At 62.7% G+C, this 18,071-nt stretch carries 6 protein-coding genes; 1 reads left to right on the plus strand and 5 read right to left on the minus strand.

The window, feature by feature from the left end; translation table 11 throughout:
- The coding region (locus GIW69_RS22980; RefSeq protein ID WP_236485057.1) for a twin-arginine translocation signal domain-containing protein at positions 1–427 on the minus strand (427 nt) is incomplete at its 3' end.
- A gap of 390 nt (positions 428–817) precedes the next feature.
- Between GIW69_RS22980 and GIW69_RS22985 the strand changes: the two genes are divergently transcribed.
- Entirely contained in the window at positions 818–1,408 is a 591-nt protein-coding gene (locus GIW69_RS22985) for a trypsin-like peptidase domain-containing protein (protein ID WP_236485058.1), read from the plus strand.
- Here GIW69_RS22985 and GIW69_RS22990 read toward each other — a convergent pair whose 3' ends face one another.
- Genes GIW69_RS22990 through GIW69_RS23005 form a run of 4 tightly spaced genes read right to left on the minus strand, consistent with a single transcriptional unit; the run spans position 1,409 to position 17,713 of the window.
- A complete protein-coding gene (locus GIW69_RS22990) occupies positions 1,409–2,605 on the minus strand; it encodes an HlyD family type I secretion periplasmic adaptor subunit (protein WP_496570950.1) in 1,197 nt (398 codons plus the stop codon).
- Complete coding sequence (locus GIW69_RS22995; RefSeq protein ID WP_236485059.1) at positions 2,602–4,764, minus strand: type I secretion system permease/ATPase; 2,163 nt, start codon at positions 4,762–4,764, stop codon at positions 2,602–2,604. The genes GIW69_RS22990 and GIW69_RS22995 overlap by 4 nt, the downstream gene beginning before the upstream one ends.
- Positions 4,761–6,200 carry a TolC family outer membrane protein gene (locus tag GIW69_RS23000; protein WP_236485060.1) on the minus strand — a complete coding sequence of 480 codons (1,440 nt, stop codon included), beginning with the start codon at positions 6,198–6,200 and terminating at the stop codon, positions 4,761–4,763. The genes GIW69_RS22995 and GIW69_RS23000 overlap by 4 nt, the downstream gene beginning before the upstream one ends.
- A gap of 44 nt (positions 6,201–6,244) precedes the next feature.
- Positions 6,245–17,713, minus strand: coding sequence for a BapA/Bap/LapF family large adhesin (locus GIW69_RS23005; protein ID WP_236485061.1), 11,469 nt, complete (start codon positions 17,711–17,713; stop codon positions 6,245–6,247).
- Between the last annotated feature and the right edge of the window lie 358 nt (positions 17,714–18,071).

Here is an 18,071-nt window from a genome sequence, read left to right on the forward strand (position 1 = left end):
CAATCAGACGCCCCTGACGATCCCGGCACATGCCGTTGGAAAAGTTCGAGTGTTCGCGGTACACGGTGAAGGTGTCGGTGATTTCGTCCCAGCGCATGATGCGATTATTGGGAATGTCGCTGACCAATAAATAGCGGCCATCACCCACCCACACCGGCCCTTCTGCCCAGCGCATGCCGGTGGCGAGTTTTTCAACACTGGCGTTGAAAACACGCAGGTCGAGGAAGCTGTCGTCAAGGATGTGAATCAGTGGATCAGGGTAACGCTGACTCAAGGGTTCGGCGGCATCGGCGAGACGGGTGAGTGCGGCGCCGCCGACGGTGGCGAGCGTGGCGGAAACAGCGAGGGACCTTTTCAGGAAGCTGCGGCGGGTATTGCCCTTCGCTTGGTCAGGATTTTCAGGCATGGCGGACAGGGATGAGCCCATGTAGCGATCTCCGAGTTTTATTTTTTTGGGGGAGACGTAGTAATACCTCGTGGTAGGACATCGTACAAGTTAATCGTTGCACGGATGCTTTGGCGCATGCAGCTTTGCGAGCCAGTAAACATTCCTTCGGCCGTAAAGACGGCTTTGCGAGCTGTTGCCAGTAGCGGCGAACCTCCAGTCCTGCATTGCACTGAAAACAAAGGCAAAAACAAGAAAATCTGGATCCCATTTAAATGCATGGATCAAGACAAACGGTACGCTTAGCCAATTGCATAAAGTGATGGCGTAATGACATATTGCGGTTCCTTTCCACTTCCCCCAAATGTGTAAGCAATGCGCCCCCTCACGTCACTTGTTGCAGCCTCAGCGCTGCTCAGCGGGTGCAATGGAATGCCAGTCGCTTTTATCCAGGATCCAGTTTTCAACCAAGCCTTTATCGTTCATTCCGGCGCGCCTTTGCCTTATGTCTTAATGGGCTCGGCGGTGCAATGGAACGAAGAGTATGCAGTCACGGTGAAGCACATTCCCTACTTGTCAGGCGCTGTTTTTCAGGGGCGGGCGGACGTGCAATTCTTTCGGCACAAGGCCGGCGCTGTACCGTTGTGGCGAGGTTATCAGCCAGGTGAAGCGTTGACCTCGGTCGGGTTCAACTCGTTGTACATGTCAATCAAAGGCAGCGGCCGCGCTTTGCCGGCCATGGTTCGCCTGGACGCCAAAGAGGGCAACGTGCTTTACGGCACGCACGATGGCCCCTTGGCCAAAGGCATGTCGGGCGGCCCGGTGTTCGCAGCCGATGGCAAGGTTGTCGGGATCAACGTCGCGTTTCTGACTCGAGACGATGTGAGCCGGCTCAAGCGACAGGACTTGCTGGATCAACCACGGGTGAGCATTTTCTTGCCATACGCCGAGATCAATCGTGAATGGTCGCGCTACATGGCGAGCATCGCCCCGGCGGCGCCGGCCAAATTCGCCAGTCGTTGATCAGCGTTCGCGCAATGCTTCGCGGGCGCGGTTGAGCGGTTTGATCAGGTAGTCCAGCACGGTTTTTTCCCCCGTGCGAATGTCGACCGTGGCGATCATGCCGGGCACGATGGCGAAACGTTTGCCGGCCTTGTTGCGCAGTTCGTCCGAGTCGGTACGGATGAACACGCGGTAATAGAAGATCTCCGGTTTGGCTTCGTCCTGGATCGTGTCCGGCGAAATCGTGACGACCTGGCCGTCCAGGCTGCCGTAGATGGAATAGTCGTAAGCGGTGATTTTGACCTTCGCGGCTTGGCCGGGATGGATGAACGCGATGTCTCGCGGCGAGATGCGCGTCTCGATCAGCAATTGCTCATCGAGCGGTACGATCTGCATCACCTGGCCATTGGGTGCGATCACGCCGCCAATGGTACTGACTTCGATGTCCTTGACGATCCCGCGCACGGGTGAGCGCAGCGTCAGGCGCGACAGCGAATCCGTGCGACCGCGAACCACCGCTTCGAGCATCTGCGCTTCGGCATTGGCTTTGGCCAGGTCTTCACGCGCGCGCACCATGTAATCGGAGCGCGCTTCGGTGGCCTTCAGTTCCAGCTCGGAGCGCTGACGGGTCAGGCGCAGCACCTCGACCCGGCTCGAGGCGCCGATCTTGGCCAAATTCTCCGTGATTTCCAACTCGCTGCGTACCAGCTTCAAGGAACTCTGAATGCCGTCCAGGGTTTGCGCCAGGCCTTTGCGGCGGGTGTGATAGAGCGCGGTTTCGGCATCAATCAAGTCGGGAAACGCTTGCAGCGATGGGTCGAACGCCAGTGGTTGTTCACTGACCTCGGCTTGCAGGCGATTGACACTGGCCAGGGCTGCCCGGTACTTGGCGGCGCTTTCGCCAACGTTGGACTGGTTTTTCACCGGGTCGAGCTGCGCGAGGATCTGGCCGCGTTCGACCAACGCACCTTCGCTGACATTGAGTTGCTCAAGAATGCCGCCCTCCATCGACTGGATCACTTGTTCACGAGAGCTTGGCACCACTTTGCCGGTGCCGGTCGACACTTCCACCACCTCAAACCACGCCGCCCAGCCGATGAAACAGGCCAACATCAACGCGCAGCCCCAGATCACCCGTGTTCCTCCGGCGATGGCGCGCTCGTCGCGGCCGTCGAGGTAGGACATCGGATCCGGTACGTCAGTCATGGTCGATTTCATCCGGCAACTCCCTTGCCTGGCGCGCGCAACCGAGCCAGCGCCGCGTCACGATGGTCGTCAATGACGATCCGCCCGTTATCCAGCACGACAATCCGCTCCACCAGTTGCAGCACACTGACCCGATGGGTTGCGACCACCAGGGTTCGGCCTTGCGTCCAGGTCGCGAGTTTTTCCAATAGCAAACGCTCGGTGACGTCATCAAGCGCAGCGGTGGGTTCATCCAGCAACAACACTTGTGGCTGGCGGATCAACAGCCGCGACAGCAACAGACTCTGGCGCTGGCCGCCGGAGAGGCCAAGGCCGCCTTCGAGCACGAGATGATCCATGCCCTTGGGCAACTGTCGAACAAAGTCGAGGGCGCCAGTGACCGTCAGCGCCGCGATGATTTCCTGATCGCTGGCCTGACCCGCGCCAAGCGTGATGTTGTCGCGCAAGGTGCCGTGAAACAGTCGCGCCTGTTGTGACAGCAGGCCGACATCGCGTCGCAGATCGGCAGGATCCAGGTGCGACAGCGCGATGCCGTCGAGGGTGGTTTCGCCGCTGCCAAGATCCATGGCGCCGCCCAGCGCCTGGAGTAACGTGGACTTGCCGGCACCGTTACGTCCGAGCAGGGCGATGCGCTCGCCGGGCCGAATGGTCAGGTCAATGTTGTTGAGCGCCGGGGCTGATTCCTCGCTGTAGCGAAAACTGGCCTGACGCATTCTGTAGTCGCCGCGAATCGCCGGCAGGTGGACGCGCTGACTGCCTTCGGGATGATCCACCGGCATCTGCATGATCCGATTCAAACCTTCGAGGGCGACTTTGGCTTGCTGCCAACGGGTGAGCACGTGGGTCAGTTGCGCCATCGGCCCCATCATGCGTGAGGACAAAATCGAGGCGGCGACCAGGCTGCCAGTGGTCAGGTCACCGGCAATCACCATCGGCGCGCCGAATACGATGACCACCGCAAAGACACCGCCCTGCACATTTTGGGTCCAGGCCACGAGGCTGTTGGTCAAGGTGCGCAAACGCAAACTGCTGTTAGCCGAGGCGGCGTTGTATTGATTCCACTGTTGCTGAAAACGTTGCTCGGCCTGCAGCGCCTTGATGTCGTCAAGGCCTTGCACGCTCTCTACAAGCATGGCGTTGCGCAGGGCGGCTTCGCGCATCGAAGCATTGGCCAGTTTTGCCAGACGCGGCTGCGCGACGATGCCTGGCAGCAGCATCAACACCAATGCCACCAGCGGGATCACCACCAGCGGACCACCGATCAGGTAGAACACCAGCAGGAACAGCAGGAAAAACGGCATGTCAGCCAGCGCGGTCGCGGTGCTGGAGGTGATCAAGTCGCGAATCTGCTCCAGCTCACGCAGTTGCGAAATGAACGAACCGGTGGATTTGGGGCGTGCCGAGTTGCGCAGCCGCAGGGCATGCCCGAACACCAGGTCGGAGACGCGCAAGTCAGCGCGTTTGCCCAGGACATCGGTGATACGCAGTCGAAGGATGCGCATGGTGAAATCGAACAGCAGCGCCAGCATCACGCCGCCGAACAATACGTAAAGGGTCGGCAGCGATTCGGCCGGAATCACCCGGTCGTACACCTGCATGGAAAACAGCACCCCGGCCATGCCGAGCAGGTTCGCCACCAACGAGGCGAGCATCACCTGGCTGTAGGGTCGCAGGTCGGTGAGGACGATGCGCCGAAACCAGTGTTCGTCGTAAGGCTTGATGTAGTCGTTGGTGCGTATATCCGCTACCGGTTGCGTCGGTCGAAGGATGACCGTGCGCAATGCCTGCTCGGCAAGAACCGCCACATCGATCCGGCTTTGCAGGCCTTGATCGCCACTGAAGCAAATGCCTAGCTCGCCTGTCTCGCCGATGCTTTCCAGAACACCAACCTGCCCATCGCGCAGTTGCACCACCAACGGTGTACGCCAGCGGCTCAGGCTCTTGTTGTCGAACACCGCGAACTTGACGCTCAGCCCGGCCTGACGGGCCATGTGCCGAACCACTTCCTCGACGCGGCCTTCGCTGTGAACCGAGGCGAGGCGCACACTTTCCGGCGACACATCAAGGCGATAGTGGCGCGCGACCTTGAGCACCGCTTCCAGCCACGGCGAATAATCTTCTCGGGGCTCGACGGTCGCGGGCTCCGGGAGGGTGATGCTGGCATCGGTCATGGCAGTATCTCGACATTCTGGATGGCGCTGTGGTCGATGCCGAACACCCGGCGCATCGCGCCGCTGTTGTAGAAACAGTCGATCTGCAGGCGTTGCAGATCGGCTTGGGTGTTGACGAGGTCGAAGCGCGACTGGTGGATTTCCTGCTCGGCGTTGAGCAAGTCAAGCAGCGGACGGGTGCCCAGTTCCAGGTACTGGCGGCCATACAACAGGCGAGCTTCTGTGATGCTGGTCTGGCGGAACTCTAACGAGCGCAGCCGACGGTTCAGCCCGGAGGTTTGCGCCTGGGCTTCGCTGAGGCCCTGGCGCGCTTCCAGTCGTGCAAAGTCCTCGGCTGAATCGGCAGCAGTCAGCGCATGACTGGCCGCGCGGCTGCGCGCGCTGATCGCGCCGCCCTGGTAGATCGGCACTTCAAGGTTGAGGAAAATCCCGACCTGCGTGCGATCCGCCGACGGGTTCTGGTCGTCGTAGTTGTTATCCAGGTATTGATTGAGCGAGGGCTGCAGCGATAGCGTCGGATACGCTTCCGCCTTCGCCTGCGCCAGTTCGGCCTGAGCCTGGGTTCGTTGCGCGGCGGCTTGCAATATGGCGGGCAGGGCATCGGAAATCTGCGAAGCATCGCAAGCCTGACCCAGCGTCGGCGCGACTGCTTCGCTGACGGCGGGTGGCGTGCGACGCCCGAGCAGGCTGGTCAACGTCGCCTGCCAACGCGCGTATTGCGCCTTGAATTCCTGCAACGTGGCCATCGCGCCTTCGGCACGGGACTGCGCCTGAACCACGTCGGAACGCGTGCTCGCGCCCATGTCGTTGCGCTGTTTGGCCAGGTCGACGATGCCGCCGATGCCTTGAATCTGTTCGCGCGCAACTTCCAGCAGACGCTGGTAGCGTTGCACTTCGATGTAGGCCCGTGCGGTGTCGCGTGCAATGTCGTCAATCGCCAGCAAAATGCCGGCCTGACTGCGCGCAACGCGAGCGCGGGCGGTGTCGACGGCGCTCGACACTTTGCCGAAATCGTACAGCATCTGTTTCAGGGAAATGCTCACCGATTGGCTGGCAGCATCGCCACCATAACCGCTGGTGTAACCGCCCTTGATGCCGCCGGAAATCTGCGGGTAATAACCGGACTCGGCGACGTTGACGCCTTCGCCTTGCTGGAAAAGCGTACCGATGGCCTCGCCGATACGAGGGTGCCAATCCACGGCTAGCCTGACCGCTTGTTCCAGCCCAAGGCGCTGTGAGTCGGTATCGGCAGAGGCGTTTTGCGCCGGCGCACGGCCCAGGCTGGCTTTACTTGCCGGCGCTTGCAGTTGCGTCGGGCTGATGCTGCGCAAACTGGTGTCGGGGTTGTCGTCCGCGCAAGCGCCGACGATGAAGGCGGGGTGAAGGCCGATGGCGATCAAGACCACCGGCCATTTTTTGCGAAAAACTGACTCCACAGACTTCCCTTACTGTTGAGAGACGGACATTGCCGATGTTCGTTTCAGACGACTTGTATGCCGTTTTGCACCCACAAGTGGTGGCTCGGATCCTCCTGCGCCGTGTATTGAACATAGTCGACGCCGTCAGCCTGTTGCGTCCCGTCAACTGCCCAGCCATCCGTCATGTGCACGCTGTCTTTACTGTCCCCTTTGATCATCAGCGTGTTGTTGTCGCTGGACGTAATGGCCACCAGATCGCTGAGGTTCAATGTCAGCGAAACGGCACTGGAATGGCTCAGATCCAGCACTTCGATGTTGTGGATGCGACTCTGCAAATCGCCCAGGTCGATTGCGACGTCGCCGCCGGCCCAGAGCAATGTGTCGGTGCCGTTGCCGCCATCAATGGAGGTGAACTGCTGATCGGCGATGATCAACGTGTCGTCTCCGGCTCCGCCCTGCAGCGAAATCGCGCCGCCGTGCGAGCCATCAAGCGTGTCGTTGCCTTCGGTGCCCTGAATCAGTTCGCCGCCGACTGCTTGGCTCAACGCACTTTCATCGCTGGTCAGCGCCGAGAAGGCGGTGCTGGCGAACGCGCCGGCGTTGTTCAGGTCGATGGTCAGGGTGGCGGTGTCGACGGTGCCGTTGGGGTGCGTCAGTTGATAAGTGAACACGTCTTCCTGACCGATGACTGCATCGGTCAGCCCGGGCTTGAGCGTGTAGGTGTAGTCACCGTTGGCCTGAACCAGTAGCGAACCATAGGTGCCGACCAGCGTGACGCCGTTGTAACCCGGTGCCACATAGCTGCCGGCGACCAGCACGCTGAGCAGCGTATAGACCGAGCCCAACACATCGGCGCCGCCACCGGCGGTGTCGGTGAGCAGGTTGCCTGACACCGGTGTGTAGCTGCCGACCACAAACTGATTGGTGTAGGTCGCCACGTTGATCAGGCTGGTGTTGACGCTGGTGAGAAGGCCGAGGCCGCCCACCGACACCCTGACTTGATAGTTGCCGGCTGTCTGGTCGTCGAAGGTGATGCCGTAGTTGCCGCCGCCCAGGTTGAGCAACGCATTACCGCCATAGCTTTTGACCAGCACGTACTGGTTGGTGGCGGTGTTGAACTTGTACAGGCCCACCGTCATCGAGCCCAGCAGAGTCAGCAGGTTGCTCGAATTGACCACGACGGTCAGGTCGCTGACGGTGTCGGCCGCCACGCTGGTGTTGTAGTTGCCACTGCCGCCGCCCAGCAACACGTTGAAGGTGCCGAGGTTCGAATTGGTGGTCACTTCACGGTTGGCCAGGGTGACGTCGGTCGACGCCACGTCGGCAGTGGCGTCGACCACCAGCGCTGGGCTGCCGAGGTTGGAATCATTCCAGACTTCGGTGGCTTGCGGGCTGTCGATGCGCACGTACAGATTGGCGGTGTCGCTCAAGCCATTCGGGTGCACTAGCTGATAGCTGAAGACGTCGACCTTGCCGACACTGCTGACGCTGCCGTTTGGTGTGTAACTGTAGTTGCCATCCGCGTCGATGGTCAGCGTGCCGTACAAACCCTGCACGGTGGTGCCAGCCCCGGCACTGATGTACGCACCGTTTTTGAGGATCTGCAATTGCGCGCCGTTATCCGGCCCGGTCTGGTCAACCGTACCATCGACGCCCACGTTGGTAATGACGTTGCCGGTAACCGCCGGCCCTGCGACGCCGTTGAACTGGGTCAGGCTGCTGACATCCAGTTGCAGCTGCGTGTTGACCGTGGTCAGCACGCCGATGCCGGTGCTCGACACGGTCAATCGGTACTCGCCTGAGAGCAGGCTACCGATGTCCACGCGCACGCCTTGGCCGGCCAGGGCAATCAGATCGAGCAGGCCGCCACTGCCGTTGGCGTCCAGCGTGATCCAGTCGCCGTTGGCGTTTTTCACTTGCAGCGTGTAGACCACGCCATCGAGCAGCGAAATCAGGCTGCTGGTGGTCAGCGTCAACGTTGGATCAAGACGCGCACCGCTCGGGACGGTAAACGTAAAGATTTTCGAGAAGCCGGACAGCAGCGTGGTGAACGAATCATTGAATGTCTGCGTCGCAGTGGCTGGCGCCAGGGTGACGGTGCCGACGGCGAGGTTGTCGCTGGCGATGACCGGGGCATTGACGTCTACGTCCGGTGCCGTGACGTTGGCGGCGACCGAGACGTTACCGCGGTTGTCGCTCAGGGTAATGGTGAGTTTTTCCCCGTTGATCTGAGCGCTGTTCAGGGCAAGGGTGAACACCCCGGCATCATTCACGGTGCCAGTACCCAGCACTGTCCCGGAGGCCGATTTGATGGTGACGGTTGCACCGGGCTCGCCGGTGCCGCTGACGGTCAGGCCGTCGGCGCCGACCAGCAAGGCCGTGGCGGCGGCGGGCGGAGTCAGGTCTGGCGCCGTCGCGGTGGCTACCACCGACACGTTCCCGCTCGGATCCGCTTGCGTCACGCTAAGCACTTGGCTGTTGATTTGTGCCGACGCCAGAATCACCGAGAAACTGCCATTGGCGGCGACCGTGGCGGTGCCCAGCACCACACCGCCCGCGTCACGCACGCTGATGGTCGAACCGGGAACCCCGACGCCGGACAGCAATGTGCCGCTGCCATTGACGCTGACGCTGGTCGGCGCGCCGGGCGCGGTAATGTCAGGTGCGGTCAGGCTGGCATTCGGCGACAGATTGCCGGCCGGGTCTACCAGACGCACCGTTAACGGTTGTCCATCCAGTTGAGCGGTATTGAGGTCAAAGCTGAAAGTGCCGCCGCTGCCCACTGTCGAGGTGCCCAGCAGAGCGCCACCGGCGCTATAAACGTTGACGGTGGCGCCCGGTTCGCCGACACCGCTCAAGGTCAGGCCATTAGCAGCCAGTGCCAATCCGCTGGCCGCGACCGGCGCCTGGACATCGTTCGCCGTGACATTGAACACCGGCGACAGGTTGCCGGCCGGGTCTGCTTGCTGGACGTTCAGCAATTGACCGTTAACCTGAGCTGCGGACAGTTGCACGGTGAAGCTGCCATTGGCATTGACCACGGCGGTGCCCAGCACGGTGCCGGCAGCGTTGGTGACATTGACGGTCGCGCCGGCCTCGCCAATGCCGCTGACAACCAGCCCCGTGCTGTTCAAAGCCACATCGCTCAACGGCGCCGGTGCCGTCGTGTCAGCGACGTTCAGGTCGGTGGACGGCGAACCGTTGCCTGCCGCATCGCTCTGACTGACGCTCAGTACTTGCCCGTTGAGCTGCGCGGCAGACAACGTCACCGAAAAGGTGCCGTCGCCGGCAACCGTCGCGCTGCCTAATACCGTGCCACCCGCGCCGCGCACGGTGACGGTGGCTCCGGCCTCACCGAGTCCTTCGAGAACCTGGCCTGCGCCGGTCAATGTCAGCCCCGTCGGAGCGGCCGGAGCGGTGGCATCGGGTGCCGTCACGTCGAGAATAGGCGACGTGTTGCCGGCGACATCGGTTTGCGAGGCGTTGAGAGTCTGACCGTTCACCTGTGGCGCATTGAGCTGCGCACTGAAGGTTCCATTGGCACCGACAACCGCAGTGCCCAAAACGCCGCCGTCGAGACTGATGGTGACCGTTGCGCCGACTTCGCCTCGACCGGTGACCACGGTGCCGCTGGCGTTGACGGCCAGATCGCTGAGCGGCGCGGGCGCCGAGGTGTCTGCGGCGACGATTTCTGTGGGCAACGAAGCACCGCCCAATGGGGTGCTGGCGGTGACTTCAATGCTCTGGCCATTGGTTTGTGCCGGCGTCAGAACGACGCTGAACGTACCATCGGAACCGGTGACGCCCGTGCCGATCAGGCTGGCGTCAGGGCCATAAACGTTGATGGTGGTGCCAATGGCTGCGGTGCCGGACAGCGTGACGCCATCGGCGGTGAGTGCGAGATTGTCAGGCGCATCCGGCGCCGGAACGGCCGGTACCGTCAGGCTGACGTCATCAGACACCAGAGTGGCCAGATCGGTCTGGTTCACGGTCAAGACCTGGCCAGCCGTGATACCCGGATCCAGATCGATCAGGAAAGTACCGTTGGCTGCGACCGTGCCGCTGCCGACAACTTTGCCCAGCGCGTCGGTCACCTCGACACTGGCGCCTGCTTCGCCACGACCGGCAAGCTGGGTCAGATCGGCGCTGATGGTGAGTCCGGTGACGGCATCGGGCGCGGTGATGTCAGGCGCGGGAAAAAGCAGGGGGGGCGATGCATTGTCAGCGGCGTCCGTCGCGACCACGGTCAACAGTTGGCCGTTGGCCTGCGCCGGATCGAGCGTGACGGTGTACGTGAGATCGCTCAACGTCACCGCAGTGCCCAACACCGTGCCGTCGGCAGACATCACCGTCACGGTGCTGCCGGCTTCGGCGGTCCCCACCAGCAAGGTGCCTGCACCGGTCAACGAGGTGACTGTCGGCGCGGTTGGCGCGGTGCTGTCGGGAGCCGCGACAGTGGCTGGCTCGGACAGATTATTGGCCGCGTCGGCCTGGGTTACGGAAAGCGTCCGGCCGTCGAGTTGCGCAGTGGACAGGGTGACGCTGAAGCTGCCATCGGCGGCCACCGTCGCCGTGCCGAGCACGACGCCGCCATCGCGCACGGTAACGATCGCGCCGGCTTCACCGGTGCCCGTGACGGTCAAGCCATTCTGGCTGACTTGCAGGTCGGCGACTTCCAGTGGATCGGTGACATCTGCCGCTTGCACTGTCAGCGTCGTTGACGTGTTCGACGCCGGATCGATTTGATTGACGCTCAACACCTGACCGTTCAATTGCGCTGCATTGAGTGTCATGGTGAACGTGCCATCGGCGGCGACCGTGGCAGTGCCGAGCACGGTGCCCGCTGCGCTGGTTACCCGCACGGTGGCGCCGATTTCACCGGTACCCGTCAACGTCAGCCCGTCGGCATCGAGTTCGACATCGGCGGGCAGGGCTGGCGCCGTGGTATCCGGCGCCGTCACGGGCGCAGCAGGGGAGGGATTGCCTGCCGCATCGCGCTGAATCACCGACAAGGCTTCGCCATTGAGTTGTGGCTGATCAAGGGTGACGCTGAAACTGCCGTCGGCGGCAACTGTTCCGGTGCCGATGACAGTGCCAGCGGCGTTGGTAACCAGCAGTTGCGAACCGGCCTCACCGGAACCGGTGACGACGCTGCCACTCGCGTCGATATCAACATTCGTCAACGGTGCAGGCGGCGTGGTATCGGGCGCGGCAAGCGTTGCGGCAGGCGACGTGTTGCCGGCTGCATCTTCGAGCGTCACGAAAACCGCTTCGCCATTGGTTTGTGCCGGGGTCACGCTGATCTGGAAGAAACCGTCGCTGCCCACCGTCCCGGTGCCGACGATCGTGCCATCGGCCAGCGTCACATTGACACTGGCGCCGACTTCGCCGCTGCCGGTGAGCAGGTCGCCGTCCGCGTTTAATTGCAGCCCGACGGGTGTCGCCGGCGGCGTCAGATCCGGTGCGGTGACCGCCACCGGCGCGCTGACGTTACCCGGTGGGTCGGCCTGCTGCACGCTGAGGATTTGCTCGTTAATCTGCGGCGGGGTCAGGGTGACGCTGAACGAGCCGTCGGCGAGCACCACGCTGGTGCCGAGCAAGGTGCCGTTGGCGTCCAGAACCGTCACAGTCGCCCCCGGTTCGCCGGTGCCGGTGACGAGCGCACCCGAGTCGTTGATGTCGACATTGGCCAGTGGATCGGGTGGGGTGAAGTCCGGCGTCGTCAGGCTCACGGCCGGCGAGTCGTTGCCAGCGGCGTCGGCCTGCACGACGCTGATCACTTCAGCGTTGGTCAGTGCCGGCGTCAGAGTCAGCGTGAACGTGCCGGTGGGGCTGACGGTGGCAGTGCCGAGCTCGTTGCCGTCACTGTCAAGAACCCTGACCTGCGCGCCCGGTTCGCCGCGCCCGGTCAAGGTCGCACCGTCGCCGCCGATGTTCAGTTGCGACACAGCCGTCGGCGCGGTGCTGTCGACCGAGGTGAACGGTGTCGCCGCCGAGGTATTGCCCGCCGCGTCGGTCAAGGAAACGGTCAACGCCTGTCCGTTGGCTTGTGCCGTGGTCAGAGTGATCGCAAACGTGCCATCAATGTTGACGGTGCCAGTTCCGACCAGCGCTCCTGCGGCATTGAACACATTGACCGTGGTGCCTGCCTCACCCGTACCCGACAATAAAGTGCCGTCATTGCTGACCGACAGCCCCGCCGGTGGATTGGGTGCGATCAGGTCAGGCGCGATCAGATTGACGCTGTTGGATTCGTTGCCCGATGCGTCGGCCTGGCTCAGGCTCAGCGTCTGGCCGGCGGTTTGCGCGGGGCTGAGCGTTACGCTGAAGGTGCCATTGGCGGCCACCACGGCGCTGCCGAGAATAGCGCCGCCGCTGCCCAGGACAGTCACGACGGCGCCGGCTTCACCGCGACCGGTCAAGGCTGTGCCGTTGGATGCCAGGCTCAGTTCACTGAGTGGTGTTGGCGCCGCGACGTCGGCGGCGGTGTAGTCGGTGGGCGAGGAGTTGATGCCCGTGTCCGAAGTCGCCACGGCAGAGAGTTGCTCGCCGTTGATTTGCGCGGTGTTGAGCGTGGCACTGAAGGTTCCATTGGCAGCGACCAAAGCGCTGCCGAGCAATACGCCCGAAGCATTGCGAATGGTGACAGTGCTGCCAGCGGTGGCGGTGCCGGTCAGCGTCAAGCCGTCAGTACTGAGCGCCAGATTGTTGGGGGCGCTTTCAGCCAGGTCGCCCGGCGCGGTAACCGGTGCCATCGGTCCAGCGTTTCCAGCGGCATCGATCTGCAACACGGAGAGCGTCGCACCGGACGCCGCTACCGGCGACAGCGTCAGGCTGAAGCTGCCATTGCTGCCGACGGTCGCGGTGCCCAATAGATTGCCTGCGCCATCACGGACTTCGACGCTGGCGCCGGCTTCGCCGGTACCGGTGAGTGTTGCACCGTCGGCGCTGACCGCCAGATTGCCGGCCGCCACCGGTGCAGTGGTGTCGGCGGCATTGAACAAGGCGGGAGAGGAGGGATTGCCCGCTGCGTCACTGGCCGTCACGTTCAGCGTCTGGCCGTTGGTTTGCGGACTATTGAGCGTCAGTTGAAAGGTGCCGTTGGCGGCTGCTGTCGTCGTGCCGAGAACGTTGCCCTCGCTGTCACGTACGGTCACGGTGCTGCCCGCTTCGGCGTTGCCGGCCAGTTGCAGGCCTGCGGCATTCAGAGTCAACGCGCTCGGCGTGGCGGGTGCAGTCAAATCCACCGAGATGACTTCGATCGCCGTGGAAACGTTGCCGGGCGGGTCTTCCTGAGTGACCGTCAGCACTTCGGCATTCAGTTGTGGATCGCTCAGGGTGACGCTGAAAGCGCCGCCACTGCCGACCTGTGCAGTGCCGAGTAATGTACCGTCGGCGCTGCGTACAGACACGGTGGCGCCGGGTTCGCCGCGACCGGTCACGGTCACACCGTCTGCATTTACCGCAACTTCAGTCAGTGGGGCCGGTGGGCTGATGTCGGGGGCGATAAGACTGGTGGACGGCGATTCATTGCCGTCAGGGTCGGTTTGACTGACGGCCAAAGGCTCGCCGTTGGTGGGTGCTGGCACCAACGTCACGCTGAACGCGCCGTCCGCACCGACGACGGCGCTGCCCAGCAAGGTTCCGTTGGCGGTAGTGACATTCACCGTCGCACCGGCTTCACCCGTTCCGCTGAGCGTGCTGCCATCTGCGCTGATCAGGGCGTCCTGCACGGCGTCTGGCGGTGTGCTGTCTACCGTGGTTACGCCCGTGGAAGTGGAGGCATTGCCAGCCGCGTCCGTCAGCGTGATCTGCAAGGTATCGCCGCTGTTCTGCGCATTGGGCAGGGTGACCTGAAAGTTGCCGCTCTGATCGACTACCCCGGTTGCCAGGGCATTGCCAGCGGAATCGCGCACCGTCACGTTGCTGCCGGGCTCGCCCTGGCCTTTGACGACGGTGCCGACGTCATTGATGGTGACACCGGTCGCGGGGGCGGGCGGTTGCAGATCGGTCGCGATGATGTTGGCGGGCTGCGAAGCGTTGCCGGCGGCGTCGTTCTGGATGGCGGTCAGCGTCTGACCATTAAGCTGGCTCGGCGTCAGCGTCAGGGTGAACGTGCCATCGCTGGCGACCAGTGCCGTGCCCAGCACGGTGCCACTGCTGTTGGTCACTGTGACCGTGGCACCGGCCTCACCTCTGCCGGTCAGTGCGCTGCCATTGGCATTCAGCGCCAAATTGGTCACCGCGTCCGGCGGCGTGCCATCGGCAGCCGTTACTGTGCCAGGCACCGAGACTTCACCGTCGGGGCTGGTGGCGGTGATTTGCAGCACTTGCGCGTTTGCCTGCTTCGCGCTGAGCAACAGTGTGAAACGGCCGAAACTGTTGATGAGCCCGGAGCCGAGAATATCGCCATTGCTGTTGGTCACGGTCACGGTGCAACCCGGCGTACCCGCGCCGGTCAGGGTGAAACCGTCGGCGCTCAAGGCCAGATCAGTCGGCGTCGCTACTTGGGTGCCGTCGGGGCCGGCCAGCGGAACGGCCGGCGAGTCATTGCCGCCGCTGTCAGTACTGATGACCTCCAAATCGCTGCCGTTGCCGGCGGCGGGGTCGAGTACGACGACGAAATGACCGTCCGCGCCTGCCGTGGCACTGCCCAGCACGCTGCCGCCGGCGATGCTGACGGTGACCGTGGTGCCGGGCTCTGCACTGCCCGACACCTGCGTGCCAGCAGGGTCGATCGCCAGATCACTGACCGCCGCAGGCGGCGTAGTGTCCGGTGCGGTGACATCGCCTGGCAGCGAACTGTTGGTGCCGTCCGACGCCACGACCTGCAAGACCTCGCCATTGGTCTGGGCAGGGTCGAGAATCACCGTGAATGCGCCACTGCCGTCAGCCGTCGTGCTGCCGAGGACATTGCCAGCGGCATCCAGTACCTCGACCGTATTGCCGGGCTGCGTTGTGCCGGTCATTGAGGCGCCGGCCGGATCAATGAGCAGACCACTCGGGGCTGGCGGAGCGGTGATGTCCGGGGCGGTAACGGGAGTGACAGGCGAGGGCAGGGCGCTCGCGTCGGTCTGGATGACACTCAACACTTGGCCATCGAGTTGAGCCGGGTTCAGATTGACGGTGAAGCTGCCGTCGACTGCGACCACCGCAGTGCCGAGAATCGTGCCATCCGGCGCGCTGACCGTGACCGTGCTACCGGCTTGCCCGGTGCCGGTCATGGTGACGCCATTACTGCCGAGCGTCACATTGTCCGGGGCCAGCGGTGCTGTGCTGTCCGCCGCCGTCAGCGGGGTACCGGGCGATACGTTGACGCCGTCCGACTGGCTCACTTGCAGCTGTTGGCCATCGATCTGCGGGCTGGTCAGTGTCACGGTGAAATCACCGGTGCCGCCCACGACCCCGGTGCCCACGACATTGCCCGCCAGATCCCTGACAGACACTGTCGCACCCGGCTCACCGCGGCCGGTGAGCAAGGTGCCCGTCGGATCCAGTGACACATCCGAAGGGGCGGCCGGGGCCTGAATATCCGGCGCCTGAACAGGCACCGCAGGCGCGGCCGTAGGCGAGGCATCTGTCTGAATGACGCTCAGGTTCTGGCCGTTGGTTTGTGCGCTGGAAAGGCTAATCTCAAAGCGGCCATTGCTGCCAACGATCGCTGTTCCCAAGACCACGCCGTCTGCATCGGTGACGGTAACGGTAGCGCCTGCCTGACCCGCGCCGGTAACGACTGCACCGTTCGCGGAAATCGCCACATCAGTGACTGCAACCGGCGTTGTCAGATCAGGTGCCGTTACAATCACCGGCGCCGACGGGTTGCCGGCCGCATCGGTCTGAATGACCTGAAGCTGTTGCGCGTCGGTCTGCGCTGTCGAGAGATTGATGGTGAAACTGCTATCGCCGTCGACTGTGCCGGTGCCAATAACGTTTCCGTCCGGATCGCGCACGGTGATCAAGGCGCCGGGTTCACCGTTACCGGTCAGTGTCTGCCCTTGGGTGTCCAGCGTGAGTCCCGAGAGCGGCGCGGGTTCCTGAGTGTCAGGCGTCACATACGTCAGCGGCGCTGAAGTGTTGCCGGTGCCATCGCTGGCACTGATCAGCAGTGTTTCGCCATTGTTCTGTGGACTGTTCAGCTGGACGCTGAACGTTCCATCCGCCGCGACCACTGCCGAACCGAGCGCGTTGCCATCGGCGTCGCGGATTGTGACCGTTGACCCGACTTGGCCGCGTCCGCTCAATTGGACGCCGTCCACGCTCAGTGTGATGTCGCTCGGCTGAGTCACACCGTCCAGGTCGACCGCGATCACGGTCACCACGGGCGAAGGATTCGCAGCGGCGTCGGTGAGCTGGACGCTCAGTGCTTCACCATCGATTTGCGCGGTGCCGAGTTGCACGGTGAACGAACCATCGGCCGCGACAAGGGCCGTGCCGAGCACAATGCCCTGGGCATTGGCGACGCTGGCCGTGCTGCCGGGCTCACCTTGGCCGGTGACTGACAGGCCATCGCTGCTGACGGTGACGTCAGTCGCGGCGGTGGGGCCGGTGATGTCCGGCGCAGTGAAGGGCACGGCCGCCGATTGCGCGCCGACACTGTTGACCGCAACGACACTGATCACCTCGCCGTTGGCCTGAACCGGGCTGAGCGTCACGGTGAATGTGCCGTCAGCGCCCACCGCCGCTCGGCCGAGCAAATCGCCATTCGCTGCGCGAACCTCGATGGTGGTTCCCGCGCGGGCGGTGCCGGTGAGTTGGCTGCCGTCATTGCTCAAACCCAGATCAACGGGCGGCTGCGGTTCGACAATGACCGGTGCGCTTACCGTGGCGGCAGATGATGAATTTCCAGCCGCATCGGTCAGCGTCACGTCGAGGAGTTGGCCATTGGTCTGTGGGGTGCTCAGATCAAGCTGAAAATGCCCATCGGCACCGACGGTGCCAGTGCCCAAGAGGTTACCTGCGGCATCTCGCACCGCCACAATACTGCCGGCTTCGCCAATGCCACTCAACACGCGACCGTCAGCCGACAGGGTCAGCCCGGTCGCGGTGGCAGGCGGTGTCGTATCAGCATTGCCATTGCCATTGCCACCGCCATTGCCACCGCCACCACCTCCCGCTGCCGCCGCAGCGCCTCCGGCACCCAGCAGGCCGAGCCCGGCAATCGCCCACGCAGACGTCGCACCCTCAACTACACCGACGCCGGCGATCAGATCGTCCAGCGAGGCAATTTCGTCAAAGGTAAACCCGTTGAACGGCTCCGCGTCGTAGCGCGCCTGCCACAGCGTGGCATCGTCACCTTGAAACACGATGTCGTTCGGCACACCGTCCGGACTTACGTTGAAGAAATTGGTGATTTTGATCTGTTCGCCACTCTTCAGATTGACGATCAGATCCTGTCCGCTACGGCTTGTTGAAGCCAACTGATCCGGCCTGACCGGCATCTGCACAACGGAAGGCTGGCTGAGCCGTACATTGCCCCAATTCTGGGCAGTGAGCTGAGAATTAGATTTGTCGGCGACAACAATATTGTCCATTACTACTCCCTTTTAATGCATGGGTGGACGTTCTTCAATCGTCTTAAAACCATACCTCGGGTTGAGTAGTGTGCTTGGTAAAAACTTTGACGATAAATAAATAATGAGAATCAGGGCCGCTAACAAACTGAAAAACGACAATAAATCTTTTTATTACCGTTTGTCGGGGATAATAAGTTGAACTTTTCTAATAACCCTAAGTGCTTAGTTGTTATCCAGTTCAAGCGGCGCGCACTAGGATCAAAACGTGCAAATGACAGCTTTTTCTCGCGGGCACTGCGACAGTGTTAACGATTTGATGACGCCTGATCTTGGCGAGCAGTCCTTCGCGCGCTCCAACATGTGGCGTCAGCCAGAC

The sequence above is a fragment of the Pseudomonas syringae genome, from assembly GCF_021605415.1.
Classification (GTDB): Bacteria; Pseudomonadota; Gammaproteobacteria; order Pseudomonadales; family Pseudomonadaceae; genus Aquipseudomonas; species Aquipseudomonas syringae_S.